17 protein-coding genes and 1 tRNA gene are annotated in these 19061 nt (G+C 71.4%); 4 read left to right on the top strand and 14 right to left on the bottom strand.

Annotation, left to right across the window (positions count from 1 at the left end):
* Positions 1 to 125: 125 nt before the first annotated feature.
* From ASE10_RS02380 to ASE10_RS02350, 7 genes are all read right to left on the bottom strand, one after another.
* Positions 126 to 1916: an acyl-CoA dehydrogenase C-terminal domain-containing protein gene (locus tag ASE10_RS02380; protein WP_055902720.1), complete on the bottom strand. Its 1791-nt coding sequence runs from the start codon at positions 1914 to 1916 to the stop codon at positions 126 to 128.
* 102 nt (positions 1917 to 2018) lie between these two features.
* The gene (locus tag ASE10_RS02375) at positions 2019 to 2495 is read right to left on the bottom strand and encodes an LEA type 2 family protein (protein ID WP_055903945.1); all 477 of its coding nucleotides are present in this window, start codon (positions 2493 to 2495) and stop codon (positions 2019 to 2021) included.
* Positions 2496 to 2779: 284 nt separating this feature from the next.
* The gene (locus ASE10_RS02370; protein WP_055902718.1) at positions 2780 to 3430 is read right to left on the bottom strand and encodes a response regulator transcription factor; all 651 of its coding nucleotides are present in this window, start codon (positions 3428 to 3430) and stop codon (positions 2780 to 2782) included.
* 45 nt (positions 3431 to 3475) lie between these two features.
* Positions 3476 to 4192 (bottom strand): sensor histidine kinase, encoded by a 717-nt coding sequence (locus ASE10_RS02365; protein WP_055902712.1) that lies wholly within the window; start codon positions 4190 to 4192, stop codon positions 3476 to 3478.
* A 9-nt stretch (positions 4193 to 4201) separates the two neighbouring features.
* The gene (locus ASE10_RS02360) at positions 4202 to 7525 is read right to left on the bottom strand and encodes a serine/threonine-protein kinase (RefSeq protein WP_082559641.1); all 3324 of its coding nucleotides are present in this window, start codon (positions 7523 to 7525) and stop codon (positions 4202 to 4204) included.
* Positions 7522 to 8397, bottom strand: a complete 876-nt coding sequence (locus ASE10_RS02355) for an FHA domain-containing protein (protein ID WP_055902710.1) — start codon at positions 8395 to 8397, stop codon at positions 7522 to 7524. The genes ASE10_RS02360 and ASE10_RS02355 overlap by 4 nt, the downstream gene beginning before the upstream one ends.
* 44 nt (positions 8398 to 8441) lie before the next feature.
* Positions 8442 to 9248, bottom strand: a complete 807-nt coding sequence (locus tag ASE10_RS02350; RefSeq protein ID WP_327037115.1) for a DUF6689 family protein — start codon at positions 9246 to 9248, stop codon at positions 8442 to 8444.
* 258 nt (positions 9249 to 9506) lie between these two features.
* Between ASE10_RS02350 and ASE10_RS02345 the strand changes: the two genes are divergently transcribed.
* A complete protein-coding gene (locus ASE10_RS02345) occupies positions 9507 to 10898 on the top strand; it encodes a S8 family serine peptidase (RefSeq protein WP_055903942.1) in 1392 nt (463 codons plus the stop codon).
* Positions 10899 to 11159: 261 nt separating this feature from the next.
* Here ASE10_RS02345 and ASE10_RS02340 read toward each other — a convergent pair whose 3' ends face one another.
* The 3 genes from ASE10_RS02340 to ASE10_RS02330 form a co-directional block, all read right to left on the bottom strand.
* Entirely contained in the window at positions 11160 to 11927 is a 768-nt protein-coding gene (locus tag ASE10_RS02340; protein ID WP_056305062.1) for an anti-sigma factor, read from the bottom strand.
* The gene (locus ASE10_RS02335; protein ID WP_055902703.1) at positions 11924 to 12499 is read right to left on the bottom strand and encodes a sigma-70 family RNA polymerase sigma factor; all 576 of its coding nucleotides are present in this window, start codon (positions 12497 to 12499) and stop codon (positions 11924 to 11926) included. Before ASE10_RS02335 ends, ASE10_RS02340 begins: the two co-directional genes overlap by 4 nt.
* 444 nt (positions 12500 to 12943) lie before the next feature.
* Positions 12944 to 13019, bottom strand: a tRNA-Phe gene (locus tag ASE10_RS02330).
* Between the two features lie 169 nt (positions 13020 to 13188).
* On the opposite strand from ASE10_RS02330, the gene ASE10_RS02325 reads away from it, so the two are divergent.
* Entirely contained in the window at positions 13189 to 13677 is a 489-nt protein-coding gene (locus ASE10_RS02325; RefSeq protein ID WP_055902697.1) for a DUF6491 family protein, read from the top strand.
* Between the two features lie 20 nt (positions 13678 to 13697).
* On the opposite strand, the gene ASE10_RS02320 is transcribed toward ASE10_RS02325, so the two are convergent.
* The 4 genes from ASE10_RS02320 to ftsY form a co-directional block, all read right to left on the bottom strand.
* Entirely contained in the window at positions 13698 to 13970 is a 273-nt protein-coding gene (locus ASE10_RS02320; RefSeq protein ID WP_055902695.1) for an oxidative damage protection protein, read from the bottom strand.
* Between the two features lie 69 nt (positions 13971 to 14039).
* On the bottom strand, positions 14040 to 15074 hold the full coding sequence (mutY, locus tag ASE10_RS02315) for an A/G-specific adenine glycosylase (protein ID WP_055903939.1): 1035 nt from the start codon (positions 15072 to 15074) through the stop codon (positions 14040 to 14042).
* An 86-nt stretch (positions 15075 to 15160) separates the two neighbouring features.
* Entirely contained in the window at positions 15161 to 16444 is a 1284-nt protein-coding gene (locus tag ASE10_RS02310) for a hypothetical protein (protein WP_056305218.1), read from the bottom strand.
* Positions 16445 to 16464: 20 nt separating this feature from the next.
* Entirely contained in the window at positions 16465 to 17664 is a 1200-nt protein-coding gene (ftsY, locus tag ASE10_RS02305) for a signal recognition particle-docking protein FtsY (RefSeq protein WP_055902690.1), read from the bottom strand.
* A 92-nt stretch (positions 17665 to 17756) separates the two neighbouring features.
* Between ftsY and rsmD the strand changes: the two genes are divergently transcribed.
* Positions 17757 to 18332, top strand: coding sequence for a 16S rRNA (guanine(966)-N(2))-methyltransferase RsmD (rsmD, locus tag ASE10_RS02300; RefSeq protein ID WP_055902687.1), 576 nt, complete (start codon positions 17757 to 17759; stop codon positions 18330 to 18332).
* 207 nt (positions 18333 to 18539) lie between these two features.
* Positions 18540 to 19046, top strand: coding sequence for a pantetheine-phosphate adenylyltransferase (coaD, locus tag ASE10_RS02295; RefSeq protein ID WP_055902681.1), 507 nt, complete (start codon positions 18540 to 18542; stop codon positions 19044 to 19046).
* Positions 19047 to 19061 lie beyond the last annotated feature (15 nt).

Here is a 19061-nt window from a genome sequence, read left to right as displayed (position 1 = left end):
GTAGGCTCGCTCTATGGGTCTCCATCGGGATATCAGCTTATACCCGTTTGATGACGTTTTGGGTAGCTGGCGCGGGCGCGATGCCCGCTGCGCGGCCGTCCGTGGCCGCGCGGGCGCTGTTGCGATCAGACGTCGAAGGCGTCGGCGTCGAGTGCGGTCAGGGTCGAGGCCGGCGCGGCGATCGCCGCGGCGTGGGCGCGGGTACGAGGCAGCAGGCGTGCGAAGTAGAAGCGCGCGGTCTCGCGCTTGCCGGCCTTGAAGCGCTCGGACTGAGAGGAGGCTTCGCTGGCGGCGACGCTGCGCGCCCACCAGTAGGCCAGCGCGACGTAGCCCGAATACATCAGGTAGTCGTAGGCGGCCGCGCCGACCTCGTCGGCGTCGGCGACCGCGCGCTGGCCGATCTGCATGGTCAGTTGCTGCCATTGCGCGGCCTGTTCGCGCAGCGGGCCGATGAATTCGGCGACCGTGGCGTTGTCGGCGTTGGCGGCGCAGAAGGTTTCGATCTCCTCCAGCATCACGCGCAGACCCGCGCCCTGCAGCTGCATGACCTTGCGGCCGAGCAGGTCCAGGGCCTGGATGCCGGTGGTGCCTTCGTACAGGGTGGTGATGCGGGCATCGCGGGCGAGCTGTTCCATGCCGTGCTCGGCGATGTAGCCGTGGCCGCCGTAGCACTGCAGCGCGTGGTAAGTGCATTCCACGCCCCACTCGGTCAGGCAGGCCTTGACGATCGGGGTCATGAAACCGACCAGCGCATCGGCGCGTTCGCGTTCGGCGGCGTCGGGCGCGTGGTGGGCGACGTCGACCAGCAGCGCGCCGTGGTAGCCCATCACCCGGCCGCCTTCGACCAGGGCCTTGCAGGTCAGCAGCATGCGGCGCACGTCGGGGTGGACGATGATCGGATCGGCCGCCTTGTCGGGGAATTTCGCGCCCGACAGCGCGCGCATCTGCAGACGTTCGCGCGAGTAGGTGAGCGCGTTCTGCAGGGCGCGGTCGGACAGGCCCAGGCCCTGCAGGCCCACCGCGAGGCGGGCGGTGTTCATCATGGTGAACATCGCCATCAGGCCCTTGTGCGGCTGGCCGATCAGATAGCCCTGGGCGCCGTCGAAGTTCATCACGCAGGTGGCCGAGCCGTGGATGCCCATCTTGTGTTCGAGCGCGCCGCAACGCACCGCGTTGGCGGCGCCGATGCCGCCGTCGCGGGAGACCTGGACCTTGGGCACCACGAACAGCGAAATGCCCTTGCTGCCGGCAGGCGCGTCCGGCAGGCGCGCCAGCACGAGGTGGACGATGTTGTCGGTGAAGTCGTGCTCGCCGGCGGTGATGAAGATCTTGGTGCCGGTGATCGAATAGCTGCCGTCGGCGTTGGGCTCGGCGCGGGTCTTGAGCAGGCCCAGGTCGGTGCCGCAATGCGGTTCGGTCAGGCACATGGTGCCGGTCCAGCGGCCTTCGATCAGCGGCTTGAGGAACACCTCCTGCTGCCAGGCTTCGCCGTGATGCAGCAGGGCCTCGGTGGCGCCGTGCGAAAGCAGCGGGAAGTTGCCCCAGGCCAGGTTGGCGGCGTCGATCATTTCCTTGAGCGGCACGCCGGCCGCGTGCGGCAGGCCCTGGCCGCCGAATTCGCTGGGCGAGACCAGGCCGGCCCAGCCGCCTTCGACGTACTGCGCATAGGCCTGCTTGAAGCCCGGCGGCGTGGTCACCGCGCCGCTGGCCTTGTCGTAGCTGCAGCCGATCTCGTCGCCGACGCGGTTGAGCGGAGCGAGCACGGTTTCGGTGAAACGCGCGCCTTCGTCGAGTACGGCGTCGAGCACGTCGCGCGTGGCATCGGCGAAGCCCAGGCGTTTGAATGCGGCTTCGGCGCCGAGCACGTCGAACAGGGCGAAACGCATATCGGCGAGGGGGGCTTTGTAGGTGCTCATAGGCTGGGATTCGTGATTAGGGATTCGGGATTGGCGAAAGCGAAGAAGCAGGGGTCAGGACGGGGGTGCGACTCCCGAATCCCGAAGCCCCGATCGCGGCCGTCAGCGCAGCACGCCGGGCAGGCCGGGCGCGGGACTCAGCGCGCTGCTGCGGTCGACTTCGAAGTTGCGCTGCTTCTTGGCTTCGTCCGGGGTGGCGTCGATGCTGCCCTTGAGCGTGTAGGACACGCTGCGGCCGCTCGCGAGCGCGTCGGCGACGGCGAGCTTGGCCGCGCCGGTGGGCCGCAGGTTCACCGCGATCACGTCCGCCGATTCGGGGCCGATCGACAACGCCGGCGTGCCTTGCAGGCGGCCGGCCTCGTCGCTGCCCAGGCTCAGGGCCAGGTCGAAGCGGTCGAAGCGCATCGGGATGCTGCTGAAGTTCTCGATCCGCAGCTCGGCCGACCAGCTGCCGTCGGCGCGCACGGTCAGCTGCTGGATGCGCGCGGACGGCTCGGACACGCGACGTACCGGTCCGCCGACGCAGGCGGCCAGCAGCAAGGCGCAACTCGCCAGGGCCAATCCACGAGTCCAACGCATCGCCTTCATGCTGCCGCTCCGCCGTAAGCCGTTATGGGAGGCCGAGGATACTACGGCGTAGGGTGGGGGATGCTGCCGTGGAGGGGCGATGCAGGCCGGCGAGTGCCGGGCCGATCGCCCTCGGTCCCGCTTTGGATGGGGACGCGGCTGCGGCCGATCCTGGGGGGCGGGCTGCCGTTCTCTTTGGAGGGGCAGTTGCTTCGGCTCCGGAGGCGTTTGCGCGGCCGATCCGGTTGCACCGCCTCGCTGTTCTCCCTTCGCAAAAGCAGGGATTCGCTCCAGCCCTAGTCGACCAAACCCTTGCGCAACGCATACCGCACCAGTTCGGCGGTGTTGCGCACGTCCAGCTTGTCGAGCACGCGGGCGCGGTGGTTTTCGGCGGTCTTGACGCTGATCGTCAGCTCGCGCGCGATTTCCTTGGTGGTGTGGCCTTCGGCGATCAGGTGGAAGACCTCGCGTTCGCGCGCGGTCAGGCGGCCGTAGGGATCGCCGAGGTCGCGCTCGGGATGCTGCAGTTGCTCGGCCAGCGCGCGTGCCGCCTGCGGGCCGAAGTAGCCGTGTCCGGCATGGACGCCGCGCACCGCGGCCAGCAGTTCCGAGGCGGCGCTGTCCTTGACCATGTAGCCGGAGGCGCCGACGCGCACCGCCTGCAGCACGTATTCGTTTTCCTGGTGCATGGTCAGCACCAGCACGCGGGTGTCGGGCAGGGCCTCGCACAGGCGGCGCACGACTTCGATGCCGTTGAGGCGCGGCATCGAGATGTCGGTGATGACCACGTCGGGGCGGGTCGCGACCGCCTTCTCCAGGGTTTCCAGCCCGTCCGCGGCCTGGGCCACGACCTGGACGTCGCCCTCGGCCTGCAACAGCCCGACCAAACTCTCCCGGACCATCGTGTGGTCGTCGGCGATCAGTACGCGCACGGTCTTGGTCCCCATGGCTCTACGCTGCTCGCGTGTCCGACGCGCGTCAAGCGTCGGCGTTCAAGGAGGCGACAAGGGCACGCGCACGCTCAGGCGCAGGCCTTCGCCGGGGGCGCTGCGCAACTGCAGCACCCCGCCGTACAGGCGCAGGCGCTCGCGCATGCCGCCCAGGCCGCTGCCGCCGCCCTGCACGGCCTGTTCGAGCTCGCAGCCGCGGCCGTCGTCGTGCACGCGCAACTGCAAGCCTCCGTCGCGCGCGGTCAGGTGGACGCGAACCAGCTGGGCCTGAGCATGTTTGGCGGCGTTGTTGAGCGCTTCCTGGGCGACCCGGAACAGCAGCGTCTGCAGTTCGCCGTCCAGCGCTGGCAGGGCTTCGATCTCGAGCTCGATGCGCACGCCGCTGGCTTCGGCCTGGCTGCGCACCAGCCAGCGCAGCGCCGCTTCCAGGCCGAGGTCGTCGAGGATCGGCGGACGCAGCAGGCGCGACAGTTCGCGCGTGTCCTGCAGGGTGTCGCCGCACAGCGCCAAGGCCGCGGCTAGGGTGGCGTGGGCGTCGTCGCGGGCGGGCGGCAGGGCGGCGTCGAGCTGGTCCAGGCGGTGCTTGAGCACGGTCAGGTTCTGGCCGATGCCGTCGTGCAGTTCGCGCGCGAGGCGGCGGCGTTCGTCCTCCTGCACGCGCCAGACCGCGCGGCCGAGGCGGCGGAATTCGCGCTCGTTGCGCTCCAGGCGTTCGAGCAGGTCCTGGTATTGCCGGCGCAGGGTCGAGAGTTCGTCCATGGCGACGGCTCAGGGCTCGCGCGCCGGGTGCGCGCGGTCCAGGCGCGCGATCTGCGGCGCGGCATCGAAGCCGCTGCGCAGGGTCGTGGGCAGGTGTTCGCGCACGCGTTGGAGCGCGGCCACGGCGTCGTCGCGGGCGTGGGCGGCGGCGCCGGCATCGCCGGCCAGGCCCAGCGCCTGTGCGCCGAGGTCGTGCAGGCGCAAGGCGCCGGCGTAGTCGCCGCGCCGCAGCAGCGGCACGACCTCGCGATAGCGCTTCACCGCGCCGGCCGGGTCGCGCGCGGCCAGCGCCTGGACCATCGCGGCTTCCGCCCAGTCCAGGCGCAGCGCGGTGTGGCCGAGCGCGACCACGTCGGCGCCGAGTCGGGGTTCGCTGGCGCCGGCTTTCATCGCTTCCAGATCGACCTGCAGCCGCAGCAGGCGCACACCGGAGGCATCGGCGTAGCGGCGCGCCTCGGCCAGGCGCTGCGCCGCGGCCTTGGCGTCGCCGGCGCGGCGGGCGAGTTGCGCGCGCAGCAGCGCATCGATGCCACGTTGTTCGGCGGGCGCCTGCGCGACCGGTTCGGCGATCGCGTCCAGGGCCTTGGCCGCTTCGCCGTCGGCGCCGGCGGCGATCAGGGTTTGCGCGCGCAGCAGTCCGGCATCGGCGATGCCGCGCGGATCCTGGCGCTGGCGGAACAAGGCTTCGGCCTTGCCGGCCTGGGTCAGCGCTTCGTCGTAGCGACCCTGCAGCAGCGCCAGTTCGGCCAGGTTGCGGCGGCTGACCGCGGCTTCCTCGACCATCTGTTCGCGTTCGGCGTCGCTCAATGCGCGTTCCAGCTGTTCGCGCGCGGCGTTCCATTGGCCGCGCGCGATCGCGAGCTGGCCGAGGTTCTGTGCGGTGCGGATGCGTCCGGTCTGGTCGCCGAGTTTTTCGTAGGCGCCGGCCGACTGCGACAGGTAGGCCTGGGCGTCGTCGTAGGCGCCGAGCTGGTAGTGGGCGAAGCCGATGTCGTTGAGCGCCTGCGCGGTGCCCTGGGCGTCGCCGGTCTGCTGCCAGCCTTGCAGGGCGAGCCGGAACGCAGCCAGCGCGGCCGGATAGTCGCCGCGTTCTTCGGCCAGCAGGCCCAGCTCGTTGTCGACCGCGGCCAGGCCGTGGCGGTCGTCCAGGGCCAGGTGCAGTTCGCGCGCCTGCTGCAGGCTGGCGGCGGCTTCGTCGTAGCGGCCCGACAGCGACAGCACGTTGCCGAGGTTGCGCAGGCTAGTGGCCAGGCCGCGGCGATTGCCGACCGCGCGCCGCAGTTCCACGGCTTTGCGGTATTGCTCCTGGGCCTGATCGTTCTGGCCCAGGCGGCTGTAGCCGATGCCGAGCGCGTTGACGGTTTCGGCCTCGCCGTAGCGGTTGCCGCTGCGCTTGTAGAGCACCAGCGCGCGCACCAGGTAGTCGTCGACCGCGCGCCGGGCCTGGCCGTGCAGGATCGAGAACTTGCCCAGTTCGTACCAGGCGCGCGGGTCGTTGGCGTCGCGCGCGGTCAGGCTTTGCAGTTGTTTGACCGCGCCGGCGAGATCGCCGCCCGCGCCCAGGGTGCGGCCGAGTTCGAGTTCGGCGCGGGTGTCGTCGGGGGTGGCCTGCAATTGCGCGCGCCATTGCGCGGCCGCGGCTTCGGCATCGCCGTCGAGCAGGGCGCGTTCGGCGGCGAAGCGGCGGCGTAGCGTTTGCGGCGCATCGGCGGCGACGCGCTGGCCGCGTTCGAGCGCGTCGTAGGCGGCGTCGAGATCGCCGATCGCCTGCGCCGATTCGGCCACGCCCAGCCAGGCCGGAGCGAAGGCGGGTGCGACCTCGGCGGTCTTGCGGAACGCCGCCAGCGCTTCCACCGGTGCGCTGTCCTGGCGCGCGCGCAGGCCGTCGCCGTAGGCGTCGAGCGCGGCTGAGGCGGGCAGGGTCAGGGCGAGCGGTGCGCTCAGGCCGAGATCGCGGCGGAAACCGGCATCCGCCGGCAAGGCTGTGAATGCGGCGAGCGGATCGGCGCCGCGGCCGCTGCTGCGATGAGCGCCGCCGCGCTCGTCTTCGAGTTCGGCGTCGGCCAGCCAACCCTGGCCGTCACGACGCAGCACCACGTGCAGCATGCGGTCGGCGCCGACGGTGCGGCGCAAGGCATCGGAGTCGAGCCGTGCGCTGCCGGTGGGATCGAGCTGGCGCAATGCCTGCTGGGTACGGTCCTCGTCGACCACGGCCAGGCCCGGCACGCCGGCCAGGGCGCTGCGCAATTGCGCGGCGAGGGCGACGCGACGTGCGGGCGCGAGCTGGGCCTCGTCCGGCGCATCGATCGGCAACACCAGCAGGCGGTGCAGCGGCGCGACCGCGGCCACGCCTTCGGGCACGGCCGGAGTTTGCGCGCGCCACAGCCAGACGCCGGCCGCCGACGCCAGCGCCAGCGCCGCGGCCAGCGCGAGCCAGGCGCCGCGGCGCGGCCGGTAGTCGCGCGCGAGCTTGCGCTGTTCGAGCGCGCGCACGACCTCGTCGGCGCTGCGCAGGCGGTGCGCGGGTTGCGGGCGCAGCAGGCGGTCGACCAGGCGCGCCAGCCACGGCGGCGTCTGCGGCCGTTGCCGGGTCACCGGCGCGGGCGCGCGCAGCATGCGTTGCGCCAGCACCTCGTGCACGGTGCCGCCGGCGAAGGGCATGGCGCCGGCGAGCATTTCGTACAGGATTAGGCCCAGCGCATAAAGATCGCTGCGCGCATCGACCGCTTCGCCGCGCGCCTGTTCCGGCGACAGGTAGTCGGGCGTGCCGACCACCGCGCCGGACTGGGTCAGGCCGGTGCTGGCGAGCGAACGGGCGACGCCGAAGTCGGTGATGCAGGCGTCGCCGGCGCGATCGACCAGGACGTTGGCGGGCTTGAGGTCGCGATGGATCACGCCGCGCGCATGCGCGGCCGACAGGCCTTCGCCGACCTGGCGCGCGATCCGGATCGCGTCCTCGATCGGCAGCGGGCCTTCGCGGTCGAGCTTGCGGTCCAGTGCTTCGCCGTCGATGTAGTCCATGCCGATCAGCCATTGGCCGTCGTGCTGGGCGAGGTCGTGGATGCGCACCACGCGCGGGCTCGACACCTGGCGCGCCATCAGCAGTTCCTGGCGGAAGCGCTCGAAGGCGTCGGCGCGGGTGGCCAGTTCCGGGCGCAGCAGCTTGAGCGCGACGGTCACGTCCAGGGTCAGGTCGGTGGCGCGGTAGACCACGCCCATGCCGCCGACGCCCAGCACCGACTCGATCCGGAAGCGCCCGGCCAGCACCGTGCCCGGCGCCAGCCGCTGCTGCGCGTAGAGCCCGGTGGCGGTCGCCGCGGAAGGTTCGGTCATGGTGTGCTTCCGTGCGGGCCTGCGACTATCGTGCTCCAGCGCGGGGCGTCGTCGAGCGCTTCGACCGCGCTGCGCGCCAGCAGCCACAGCGCCGCGCTCTCGGCGAAGGCGCTGAGCAGTTCCAGGTCGAACTCGGTGATCGGTTCGCCCGGGCTGCGGCGGTCGGCGTAGATCGCGCCCAGGGTGCGCGCGCCGTCCAGCAGCGGCAGGCAGACCAGGCTCTTGAGGCCGCCGTCGACGATCGACGCGCGGTCGGCGGCCCAGTCGCTGCGCGCGACTTCGTTGACCACCACCGGCTTGCGCAGCGACAGCGCGCGCTGGACCGCGCCGACGCTGCCGCAGAACACCCGCGAACGCAGCGCGGCCGGGTCCAGCACTACGCTGGCGCGCACCGAGTAGTCGTCGCCGCTGGCCAGGAGCAGGAAACCGCGGCTGCAATCGGCCAGCTCGACCACGCCGCGCAGCACTTCCTCGGGCAGGCGATCGGGGTCGGCTCCGGCTTCGACCCGGCGGGTCAGCGCGAGGGAGAAATCGCGGCGCTGCTGCAGGCGCAGGCGCAGACCCTCGCTTTGGGCTTCGTCGAACTCGGCGAAATCGCAATGGACGTCGCCGAAGCGCAGCCAGGACGGCGCCGCCAGCGCCGAGTCCTCGACTGCGATGCCGTCGGCGTAGCTGCCGTTCTTGCTGCCCAGGTCGTGCAGGCGCCACTGCTTGCCGTCGTGGTGCAGTTCGGCGTGGGCGCGCGAGACCGAGGGGTGCTCCAGGACCAGGTCGCAATCGGCGGCGCGGCCGATGCGCAGACGCCCGCCCGCGGCGATCCAGCAGGTGATCGCTGCGGTTTCGGGCGGGTAAGCGATTAGGCGCGCCGGCATGGGCGCATCTTAAGCGCGGCCGGCGGCCTCATGGCGGATGCGCATCACTGTCCGTAGTCGCGTTGGTAGACCACGCTGAAGCGCAGGGTCGCGGCGCCGGCGATCAGTTCGCCGGCATGGTTGGTGGTGCTGTGGTCGGCCCGCCATTCGTTGGGCAGGGTGGTGCCGGCGTTGGCCTGGGCCAGGCTGCGCACGGCGTCGATCGCGGTCAGCGCGGCCGGGTAGTCGCCGTTGTCCAGGGCATCCTCGGTACTGTCCAGCAGCGCGGTGAACGCCGGCTGCTCGGCGACCGGCAGCAAGGCGACGCGGTTGCGCAGGCGCAGGATCTTTTCGTCGATGACCATGCCGGTGGGGCGCAGGTCGATCAGGATCAGGAACTGCGAGAAGCCGCCATAGGTGCCGCGCGCGCGCACGCTGCCCTGGGCGATCTCGTCGGTGATGTCGTAGAACGGCCCGCCCAGCGATCCTTTGAACAGGCGCAGCGAACTGCCCAGCGCATAGGGCAGGACGTGGGTATGCAGTTCGACCCGCCCGGTGCCCTGGAAGCGCAGGCCGCCGTTGGCCGGCGGCTCGATGGTGATCAGCACCGGCAGGGCCGCGGTCAGCGAGGTCAGGCTGAGGCTGGGCAATCGCCCCTGCAGCAGTGGGCTGAGCGGGCTGACGATCTTGGCGCCGATGCCGAGGCTGTTCGCGTTCAGGCCCTGGGCGTTCTCGAACTCCAGGCTCAGGTCCAGGATGGTCAGTCCGGGCAGGCCGACGAAGGCATTGGCCTCGTTGCCCGAGATGTTGACGCTGACCGGCAGCGATTGCGCATTGGCCGGTCCCGAACCGCCCCACAACACTGCAGCCAACAGCGCACTCCATGCCCAGTTCGCCATGCGACACCCCCCGTGGACCGTGGCCCGGTCGGCGTCCGCCGTGGGCGCAGACAGGGCAACGGCATGCGCCGAGCGTACTCCGCGTGCCAGATGAAGTCTCTAGGGGAATTCCCCCACGGGCCCTGGGCGTTCATCCGGATGGCTGCGCCCGGATCAGGACCGCCATCGTGCGGTTGCCGGCCCCCCGCATCGTCCCCGGCGCCGCCGTCCGTATTCATGGAGAACCCGCGCATGCAACGCACTCGCCGCACCTTCCTCAAGCTGTCCGCGCTGACCGTGGGCATGATGGCCAGCGGCATGGCCCTGGCCGGCGCCCAGCTCGATGCCGCCCTGGACCGGGTGCTCGGCACCGCGTCCGCGCTGGAGCGGCTCGAAGTCGTGGTGTCCTACGACCAGCCCGGTCCGGTGCGCAGCAGCCAGCTGCAGGTGCTGCGTTCGCTCGGCATCGGCAAGGGCATCAGCATGCGCAACCTGCCGATCGCCGGCGCGCTGGCCACGCCGGCGCAGATCCGCGCCCTGGCCCAGCGCAGCGACGTGCGCGCGATCCACCTCAACCGTGCGTTGGAGTACTACAACCAGGAGGCGCGCGAGCTGTCCGGGGTGAACCGGGTCCAGGCCAATCCCGGCGACTTCGGCCGCACCACGCCCTACACCGGGCGCGGGGTGGCGGTGATGATCAACGACTCGGGCATCGACGCTACCCACGCCGACCTCAAGTACGGCCAGCGCGTGATCCAGAACGTGCAGGCCCTGACCAACCTGCACGCGGTGCTGGATTTCCTGCCGGTGGTGGTACTGGAGAACCAGCTCAACACCGATATCAGCTCCGGCCACGGCACCCATTGCGCCGGCACCGTCGGCGGCAGCGGCGCGCAGTCGGCCGGGCTGTACCGCGGCGTCGCCACCGGCGCGGACCTGGTCGGCTACGGCTCCGGCGCGGTGATCTCGATCCTGGACGCGGTCGGCGGTTACGACTATGCGATCAGCCACAAGAACAGCTTCGCCTCGCCGATCCGGGTGATCTCCAATTCCTGGGGCTCCTCGGGCGCGTTCGATCCCACCGACCCGGTCAACCTCGCCAGCTACGAGGCCTACAAGCAGGGCATCGTCAGCGTGTTCGCGGCCGGCAACGACGGCCCTGCCGCCAATACCCACAACCCCTATGCGCAGGCGCCGTGGGTGATCTCGGTCGGCGCCGGCAACAAGGACGGCACGCTCGCCGACTTCTCTTCGCGCGGCAATCCCGGCGAAAGCGCCAGCTTCACCATGCCCGACGGGGTGAGCTGGACTTACACCAATCAGCCCAGCCTGGTCGCGACCGGCGTCGACATCGTCTCGACCCGCGCCCTGACCGGTCTGCTGCCGGTGCTGGCCTTGCCGCAGGATGCCTCGCTCGGTGCCAAAGCGCTGTACTACACGCATATGAGCGGCACATCGATGGCGACCCCGCACGTGGCCGGCATCGTCGCCCTGTTGCTGGAGGCCAATCCGGCGCTGGACCCGATGGAGGTCAAGCAGATCCTCACCGCGACCGCCAACCCCATGGCCGGGCGCCTGCCGTTCGAGGTCGGCAGCGGCCATGTCGATGCGTACGAGGCGGCGCTGGTCGCGCAGTCCTACTGAGTTTCCCGCCTTATCCGGCCAAGGACGGTCCGGGTGGAAAGCAGGCATTCCCTCCCTCTCTTGCACTCTCTAACCGCTCATCGGGGGCATCCGGGTCGTAGCGGGTGCCCATTTTTTTGTCGGTTGTTTGCGGCGCGGATCTGGCCGTTGTCGGCGGCCGCCCGCGTTAGCGCCTTATAGAGGTCGGAATGGACGTCTACGCATCCCCCTCGCCGCAAGGCGAGACTGGCCCGGCCGCTGCCGGGCCATTTTTTGCCGAACTCAGAAGATCGTCTGCAGGCCGCCCTTGGCGACCATGGGGCCGGTGGGCGCGCCCTGCGGGGCGCCGCTGGCTGGCTCCAGGGTGATCGCCAGGATCGTGCCCGGCTTGAGCGCCCACTGGTGCTGCTTGGGCACGGCGACCATGTGCGGCCATTCGGTCGAGACCATGCCCAACGACAGCGGCGCATGCCCGGCCGGGATCAGCCACAGCTCGGGCATGCGGCCCTGGGCGTCGGCCGGCGCGCGCACCGGCACCATCAGCACCTGGCCTTGCTTGAGGTCCAGCGAGGCCATCCAGCCGGGACTGCCGTCGTCGTGGACCAGGGTGGTCACCGGTTTGGCCTGCGCGGCCGGTTGTACCGCGACCGGCGGCGTCGGCGTCACGGCCGGCGGCTGCGGCGGACGGCCAACGAAGATCGCGGCCAGCGCCGCAGCGGCCGCGAGTCCGGTCGCGGCACGCCAGAAGCCCAGGTTCTGCCAGAGGCCGCGGCGCTCGTCGCCGACCGGCGACCAGCCCAGGCGCGTGCGCAGGCGCGGCCACAGGTGCGCGGGCACGTCCGCGGGTGCGATCCCGTCCAGCAGGTCCGCCAGGCGCCGTTCCCAATCGGCGACCGCCTGCGCGAACGCAGGATCGGCGGCGATGCGCGCCTGCGCCTGCAGCCGTTGCCGCGCGTTCAGCACGCCCAGCACGTATTCGGCGGCGAACAGATCCGCCTCGGGCGGCTCGGGCCCGGCGCCATCGTCGAAGTGGGGATCGTGCGCGCTCATGATTCCAGGCACGCGCGCAGTTGGACCAGGCCGCGCCGGATCCAGCTCTTGACCGAACCCAGCGGCGAGCCGATGCGCGCGGCCAGTTCCTCGTAGGTCGCGCCGTCGAAGAACGCGGTGCGGATCAGCGCGCGGCGCCGCGCTTCCAGGCCCTGCATGCAGATATCCAGCCGGCTGCGCTCGTTCGCGGCCTCGGCCTGCTGCAGCGGTGAGGCGGCGTGATCGGCGACGTCGTCGGCGAGTTCGATCGAGGCCATGCGCTGCGGCGCCGGCAGCGTGCGGGCGCGGTCGATGGCCTTGTTGCGCGCGATCATCGCCAGCCAGGTGATCGCGCCGGCGCGGCCGGCGTCGAACTGCACGGCCTTGCGCCAGACGCTGGCGTAGACCTCCTGCAGCACGTCCTCGGCCTCGGCGCGGTCGGGCAGCACGCGCAGGCAGACGCCGAGCAGCTTGCCGGAGGTGGCGCGGTACAGGGCTTCGAAGGCGCCGCGGTCGCCGCCGGCGACCGCGCTCAACAGGCCGTCGAGGCGTTCGCTTTCCGGGGTGGGCTGGCGTTGCGGTAACTCGGGCATTCCTGCACCTGTGTGGCCAAGGCGGATCGAGGTTGCCGCCGCATCGTATCGCAGCGCATGGCGGCGGCCGCGAGGGGCGACGATGAGGCGGGCACGCCGACACCGCGATGATGGGGGCCCGAAAGCCGAATCGATCCCCGGCGCGGTCGGCGTCGCGCGCGCTGGATGGGTAGGGAAGGCGATGCGCAGTCCGAGCATGCGTATCCATACGAGCGCGGGCCGGGAATGGATGCACGCGGCGGTCGGGCGGGTAGGGCGCAGCGGTCGCTCGGGAGCTCGCCCGTAATCGAGCCCGCCGAAATCGCCCTCGGGGAAATCGCGCCGAGGAAATCGCACCCGAGAAAAGCGCCATCGCAGGATCGCCATCCCAGGATCGCGACCCCAGAAACAGAAAACCCCACAGGGCTGGCGCCATGCGGGGTTTACGGTTCAAGACCTGCGAAATGGTGGCCGGGGAGGGAATCGAACCCCCGACACGGGGATTTTCAATCCCCTGCTCTACCAACTGAGCTACCCGGCCATTTCACGGCAGGCCGTGATGAGGAGCGGGATGATACGGAGGGCCGAACGATCTGGCAAGCCGCATGTCCGCTGAACGGCCTGCGCAGGCGCCGACGCAGTGCGCCGGCGGCGGCGCATGATGCTTTCGGAGCAAGCAGATGTGGGCTGTACCAGCCATAGGAGCCGCCATGAAACGCTTACTTTTCGCCGTATCCGCCGCGCTGACCTTGTTCGCGATGAGCGCCTGCGCGACCGATCCCAAGATGCGCGACGCCGACCGCCTCGCGCTGTATCGCGCCCACGCCGGCGCGCCGGTGCCGGCCTTCCAGTACTTCGGCCGCCTCGACGGCTGGACTCCGCTCGGCGACAGCGCGCTCGCGGTATGGACGCGGCCCAACCAGGCGTTTCTATTGGAGCTGCAGGGCCGTTGCCCGGACCTGGATTTCGCTTCGGCGATCACGGTCAGCAACCAGGCCGGCCGGGTCTATTCGCGCTTCGACAAGGTGATGGTGCTCAGCCGCAGCGCGATTCCGTTCCCCTGCCATATCGGCTCGATCCGTCCGCTCGACGTCAAGGCGATCAAGCAGGCGCAGCGCGACATGCGCTCGGCCGGCACGGTGCCGGAAATGCGCGACGACGTGTCGCCGCAGGACGCCAAAGCGCAGGACGGCAAGTAAGCCGCGCCGGGCGGCGTCGCTCAGGTTTCCGGCGCCACGTAACCGGCCGGCTTGTCGGCGCCGCCGCCGAACAGGAACTTCTCCATTTCCGCTTCCAGGAAGGCGCGGTGCTTGGGGTCCAGCGGCGACAGGCGGTTCTCGTTGATCAGCATGGTCTGATGGGCCAGCCATGCCGCCCACGCGGTCTTGCCGATGTTGGCGAATACGCGCTTGCCCAGTTCTCCGGGCCAGGGCACGAAGTCCAGGCCGTCGGTGTCGCGGTGTTCGTATTGGCAATGGACGGTGCGCGGCATCGGAGTTCCTGAGATTGGCGGCCCGCGGCGCAGGCCGCGGGCGTGGTGCGTGGCGGCGAGGCCGCCGCGCTAGTCGTTGCGTTCCAGCAGTTTGCGGATCGGCGCCGGTATGCCCAGCGCGGACAGTTCGGCGCGCGCGACCCAGCGCAGGTCGTCATTGTCGCGCACCGCGCCGTGCGGGGCGATGCCGCGCCAGCGCAGCGGCTGCAGTTCCAGCTTGTAGTGGCTGAACGCGTGCGCGATCGGGGCCAAGGCTTCGGCGCCGGCGAAGTCGCCGCGCACATGGCCGTCGAACCAATGTTGCGCGAGCTGCGCGTCGTCGGCCTGCGGCAGGGTCCACAGCGAGGCCCAGATCCCGGCCGGCGGGCGCCGCTGCAGCAACACCCGGTCCTGCGCGTCGATCAGCCACAGCACCTGCGCGTAACGCTGCGGCGCGACCTTGCCGGGCTTGGGCGTGGGCAGTTCGGCGACCCGGCCTTCGCGGCGGGCGACGCAGTCGTCCTGCAAGGGGCACAGCACGCAGGCCGGATCGGCGCGCGTGCACAGGGTCGCGCCCAGATCCATCTGCGCCTGGGTGTAGTCGGCCATGCGCGCGGCGGGCAGCAGCGGGCTCGAAACGGAACGCTCGGCCAGCGCCCACAGTTGTTTTTCCACCGCCGGCAGGCCGGGATAACCGGTCACGCCGTGATAGCGGCTGAGCACGCGCTTGACGTTGCCGTCGAGGATCGCGTGGCGATCGCCCCAGGCCTGCGACAGGATCGCCGCGGCGGTGCTGCGGCCGATGCCGGGCAGGGCGGTCAGGGCGTCGAGATCGCGCGGCAGCTCGCCGCCGTGCAGTTCGACGCAACGCTGGGCGGTCGCGTGCAGGTTGCGCGCGCGGGCGTAGTAGCCCAGGCCCGACCACAGCGCCAGAACCTGGTCCTGCGGCGCGGCGGCGAGCGTGGGCAGCGACGGCAAGGCGGCGACGAAACGTTCGAAGTAGGGCGCCGCGGTCTTGACCTGGGTCTGCTGCAGCATGATTTCCGACAGCCAGACCCGGTACGGCGTGCGCGGATGCTGCCAGGGCAGGTCGTGGCGGCCGGACACGTCGAACCAGCGCAGCAGCCGCGGCGCGAACGTGTCCGCGCGCTCGCCGTCCGCGCGCTCGTTCGTGGGCGCAGGCGCAGCGGCGGTCGCGCGTGCGGCGCGGCTCACGGCAGATCCTCGTCGCCGAGTTCGACCTCGACCGCTTCCAGGGTCGCGCCGGAGATTTCCAGCTTGGGCGCGACGATCCTGCCGGCCAGCGGCGGCAGCGGTGGGCCGCCTGCGCCGGCGTCGATCCAGGCCAGCACTGCGGGCAGGCGGAAGCGGCTGTCGATGCGGGCAGCGTCGCGGCTCAGGCGCAGTCCGGCGGTTTCCGACAGATCGGGCCGGCCGACGTAGCGCAGCTCGAACGGCAGCGGCGCGGACGAAGTACCCAACGGCGCCGGCAGCGCAGGCCAGGCCTGCGGCCAGCGCGCCAGGCTTCCGTCCAGTTGCAGCACCAGACGCCGGCCCAGCGCGAGCGCGCCGGTCGCGTCCAGGCTCGGGATCGGATTGCTGTCGCCGCTGCGCGCGCGCAGCGCCAGCGCGACCGGTTCCAGCGACCACACCGCCTCGTCGAACTTGAGCGGGCCGTGCAGGCCCAGCGCGAACGGCAGATGCGTATCGCCGGATTCGTAGCTGGCCGCCGCGCCCAGCAGCGCCGGCACGATGGTGAGCTCGTCGTCGCCGATGCGCAGCGGTCCGGACAGCGCGACCGTCGCCGGCAGGCGCCAGCCCGGTTGTTCGATCGCGACGCGGCCGTTGGCGCCGAGCCCGGCCGCCGGCGCGGGCCGCGACAACGCGACCGCGAGATCGAACGGGATCGTCAGCGGCGGATCCAGATAGCGGCCGCGCAGGCGCGCGCGCACCGGCCGGTCGGGATAGAGCTCGGGCAAGTCGGCGCGGATGCCTTCGATGCGCCAGTCGTCGTTGCGGATGCGACCGTCGACGATGCGCAGGCCGTCGGTCAGGGTCGGGATGCGGGTTTCGGTCGAGGGCGGGCGGCTGGCCAGCCAATGCTGCAGCGCGGGCAGGTCCAGCAGCGGCGCGTCGAGTTCGATCCGCTCCACGGTGAGCTGCTCGCCGCGGCTGCGGATCGTCGACCACGGCAGCGACAGCTGGATGCGTTTGGCGCTGAGCAGCGGCGTCGCGGCGCCGGGCTCGCGCACGACCACGTCGCGCACCAGCAGCATCGGGCTGCCGCGCAAACGGTATTCGCCGGCGCCGGACGCGGTGATTTCCAGGCCCAGGGCGGCGCCGACGCGGCCCAGGATCAGCGCCGCGGCGCGGTCCGGGCGCGAGATCCAGCTCAGCGAGAACGTCGCCAGCAGCGCCAGGGCGGCGAGCGCGATGAGCGCGCGCCGCCCGCGCCGTTTCGGCGCCGGATTGGCGGGGGCGGGGTCGGCGACCATGCGCGCGCCGGCGGGCGGGCTCAGGCGCCGAGCGCTTCGGGCAGCAACGCGTCGACGAAGGCTTCGGCGTCGAACACGCGCAGATCCTCGGGACGCTCGCCGATGCCGGCGTAGCGGATCGGGATGCCGAACTCGCGCGCCAGCGCGAACACCACGCCGCCCTTGGCGGTGCCGTCGAGCTTGGTCACCACCAGGCCGGTCACGCCGACCGCGGCGTTGAACTGGCGCAGCTGCGACAGGGCGTTCTGGCCGGTGGTGCCGTCGATCACCATCAGCACTTCGTGCGGCGCGCCGGCGTCGACTTTCTGCAGCACGCGCTTGATCTTGCCCAGCTCGGCCATCAGGCCCTGCTGGGTGTGCAGGCGGCCGGCGGTGTCGGCGATCAGCACTTCGATGCCGCGCGCCTTGGCCGCCTGCAGCGCGTCGAACGCGACCGAGGCGGCGTCGGCGTTCTGGCCCTGGGCGATCACCGGCACGCCGTTGCGTTCGCCCCAGGCCTGCAGCTGCGCGACCGCGGCGGCGCGGAAGGTGTCGCCGGCGGCCAGCATCAGGGCGCGGTTCTCGTCGCGGAAGCGCTTGGCGAGCTTGCCGATGGTGGTGGTCTTGCCGACGCCGTTGACGCCGACGGTCAGCAGCACGAATGGGCGCGCCGCGGTGTCGATCCGCAGCGGCTGCGCGACCGGCCGCAGCAGCGCGATCAGGTCGGCGCGCAGCGCGGCCAGCAGGGCCGTGGCATCGGCGAACTCGCGTGCCTTCATGCGCCGGCGCAGGCCTTCGATCAGGGCGGTGGTCGCGGTCACGCCGACGTCGGCGGTGAGCAGGGCGGTTTCGATTTCGTCGAGCAGGTCGTCGTCGAGCTTGGGATTGCGCGAGAACAGCCCGCCCAGGCTGCGCGCGAAGACGCTGCCGCGCAGGCGCTCGCGCCAGCCGGGTTTGCCGGCGGCGGCGGGCGCGGCGCTGTCGGCGGCGACGGCGGTAGCGGTGGTGGCGTCGACTTCGAGCGCGGCCGCGATCACCTCGGCTGGCACCGGTTCGGCTGCGGCGACGGCGGCAGTGGGCTCAGCGTCAGCGCGCTCGGCGTCGGCGGGCGCGACAGCGGCGGGCTCGGCAGCAGGCTCGACCGGCTGCGCCGACGGGAAGGCGGCGGCCAGTTCCTCGGTGCTGAGTCGGGCTTCGCTGGCGGGAGTTTCGGGCTTCTTGCGGCGGAAAAAACCGATCATCAGGGGGAAGCGTCACGAATGCGCGAGAATGCGCACATGCTAGCACCGGCTCCGCCACGCTCCCGATGAACAAACCCACCGCAGGCCGGCCCATGCGCGCCGCCGCCGGTACGCCCGGACGCATCCGCATCATCGGCGGCCGCTGGCGCGGCACCCGTCTGGACGTGGCCGACGCGCCGGGCCTGCGCCCGACCTCCGACCGCGTCCGCGAAACCCTGTTCAACTGGCTGCTGCCGGCCTTGCCCGGCGCGCGCGTGCTCGATCTGTTCGCCGGCACCGGCGCGCTCGGGCTGGAAGCGCTGTCGCGCGGCGCGGCCAGCGCGACCCTGGTCGAGCGCGACCCGAACCTGGCCGCCGCCCTGCGCGCGACTGTGGCGCGCCTGCCCGGCGGCGAGGCCGCGCAGGTGGTCCAGGCCGACGCGCTGGCCTGGCTGGGAGGGCAGGCCGAGGCCGGCTACGACCTGGCCTTCGTCGACCCGCCGTTCGCGGCCGGTTTGTGGGACGCGGTCTGGCCGGCCTTGTTGCCGAAACTGGCAGCCGGGGCCTGGCTGTACGTCGAAGCGCCGCAGGGCGTGCCGATCGCGCTGCCGCCGGACTGGCTGCGGCACCGCGAAGGCGGCACCAGGGAAGTGAGCTACGCCCTGTATCGGCGGCGCCCGGCGGTCTAGACGGGCCCGAACCAGGCCGAAAACACGACCGAAAATTAAGCCGAAAACAGGCCCGGCGCGGCCGCGGTCGCAACGAACCCTGCGAAAGCGCCCGACTGCTACACTTCGCTCCGTCCCGACGGGCGCGTCGCGACGGTAACGGTGCCCCTGCGGCCCGGACCGACGCCCGCCCGCCGCCATCCGCCAGCAGACGCGAACGAACACTCCATGAGCGTGGCCCGTACTCGAATCGCCGTCTATCCCGGCACCTTCGATCCGATCACCAACGGCCACATCGACCTCGTCGACCGCGCCGCTCCGCTGTTCGAACGTCTGATCATCGGCGTGGCCGCCAGCCCGGGCAAAGGTCCGGCGCTGCCGTTGGAGCTGCGCGTCGATCTGGCCCGTCAGGCGGTGTCCCACCACAAGCACATCGAAGTCCGCGGTTTCGATTGCCTGCTCGCGCATTTCGTCGCCGAAGTCGGCGGCGGGGTGCTGCTGCGCGGCCTGCGCGCGGTCTCGGACTTCGAATACGAGTTCCAGCTGGCGAGCATGAACCGCCACCTGATCCCGGAGGTGGAGACCTTGTTCCTCACCCCGGCCGAGCAGTACGGATTCATTTCCTCGTCGTTGGTACGCGAGATCGCCCGCCTCGGCGGCGACGTCTCCGGATTCGTACCACCGGCGGTAGCCGAAGCGTTGCAGGCCGAATGGCAGCGCAATCAGAAACGATGACTTCCAACACACGGG

The sequence above is a fragment of the Lysobacter sp. Root76 genome, from assembly GCF_001428685.1.
GTDB lineage: Bacteria > Pseudomonadota > Gammaproteobacteria > Xanthomonadales > Xanthomonadaceae > Lysobacter.
Note: the sequence above shows the minus strand (reverse complement) of the source record. Positions and strands in the feature narration are given on the sequence as shown.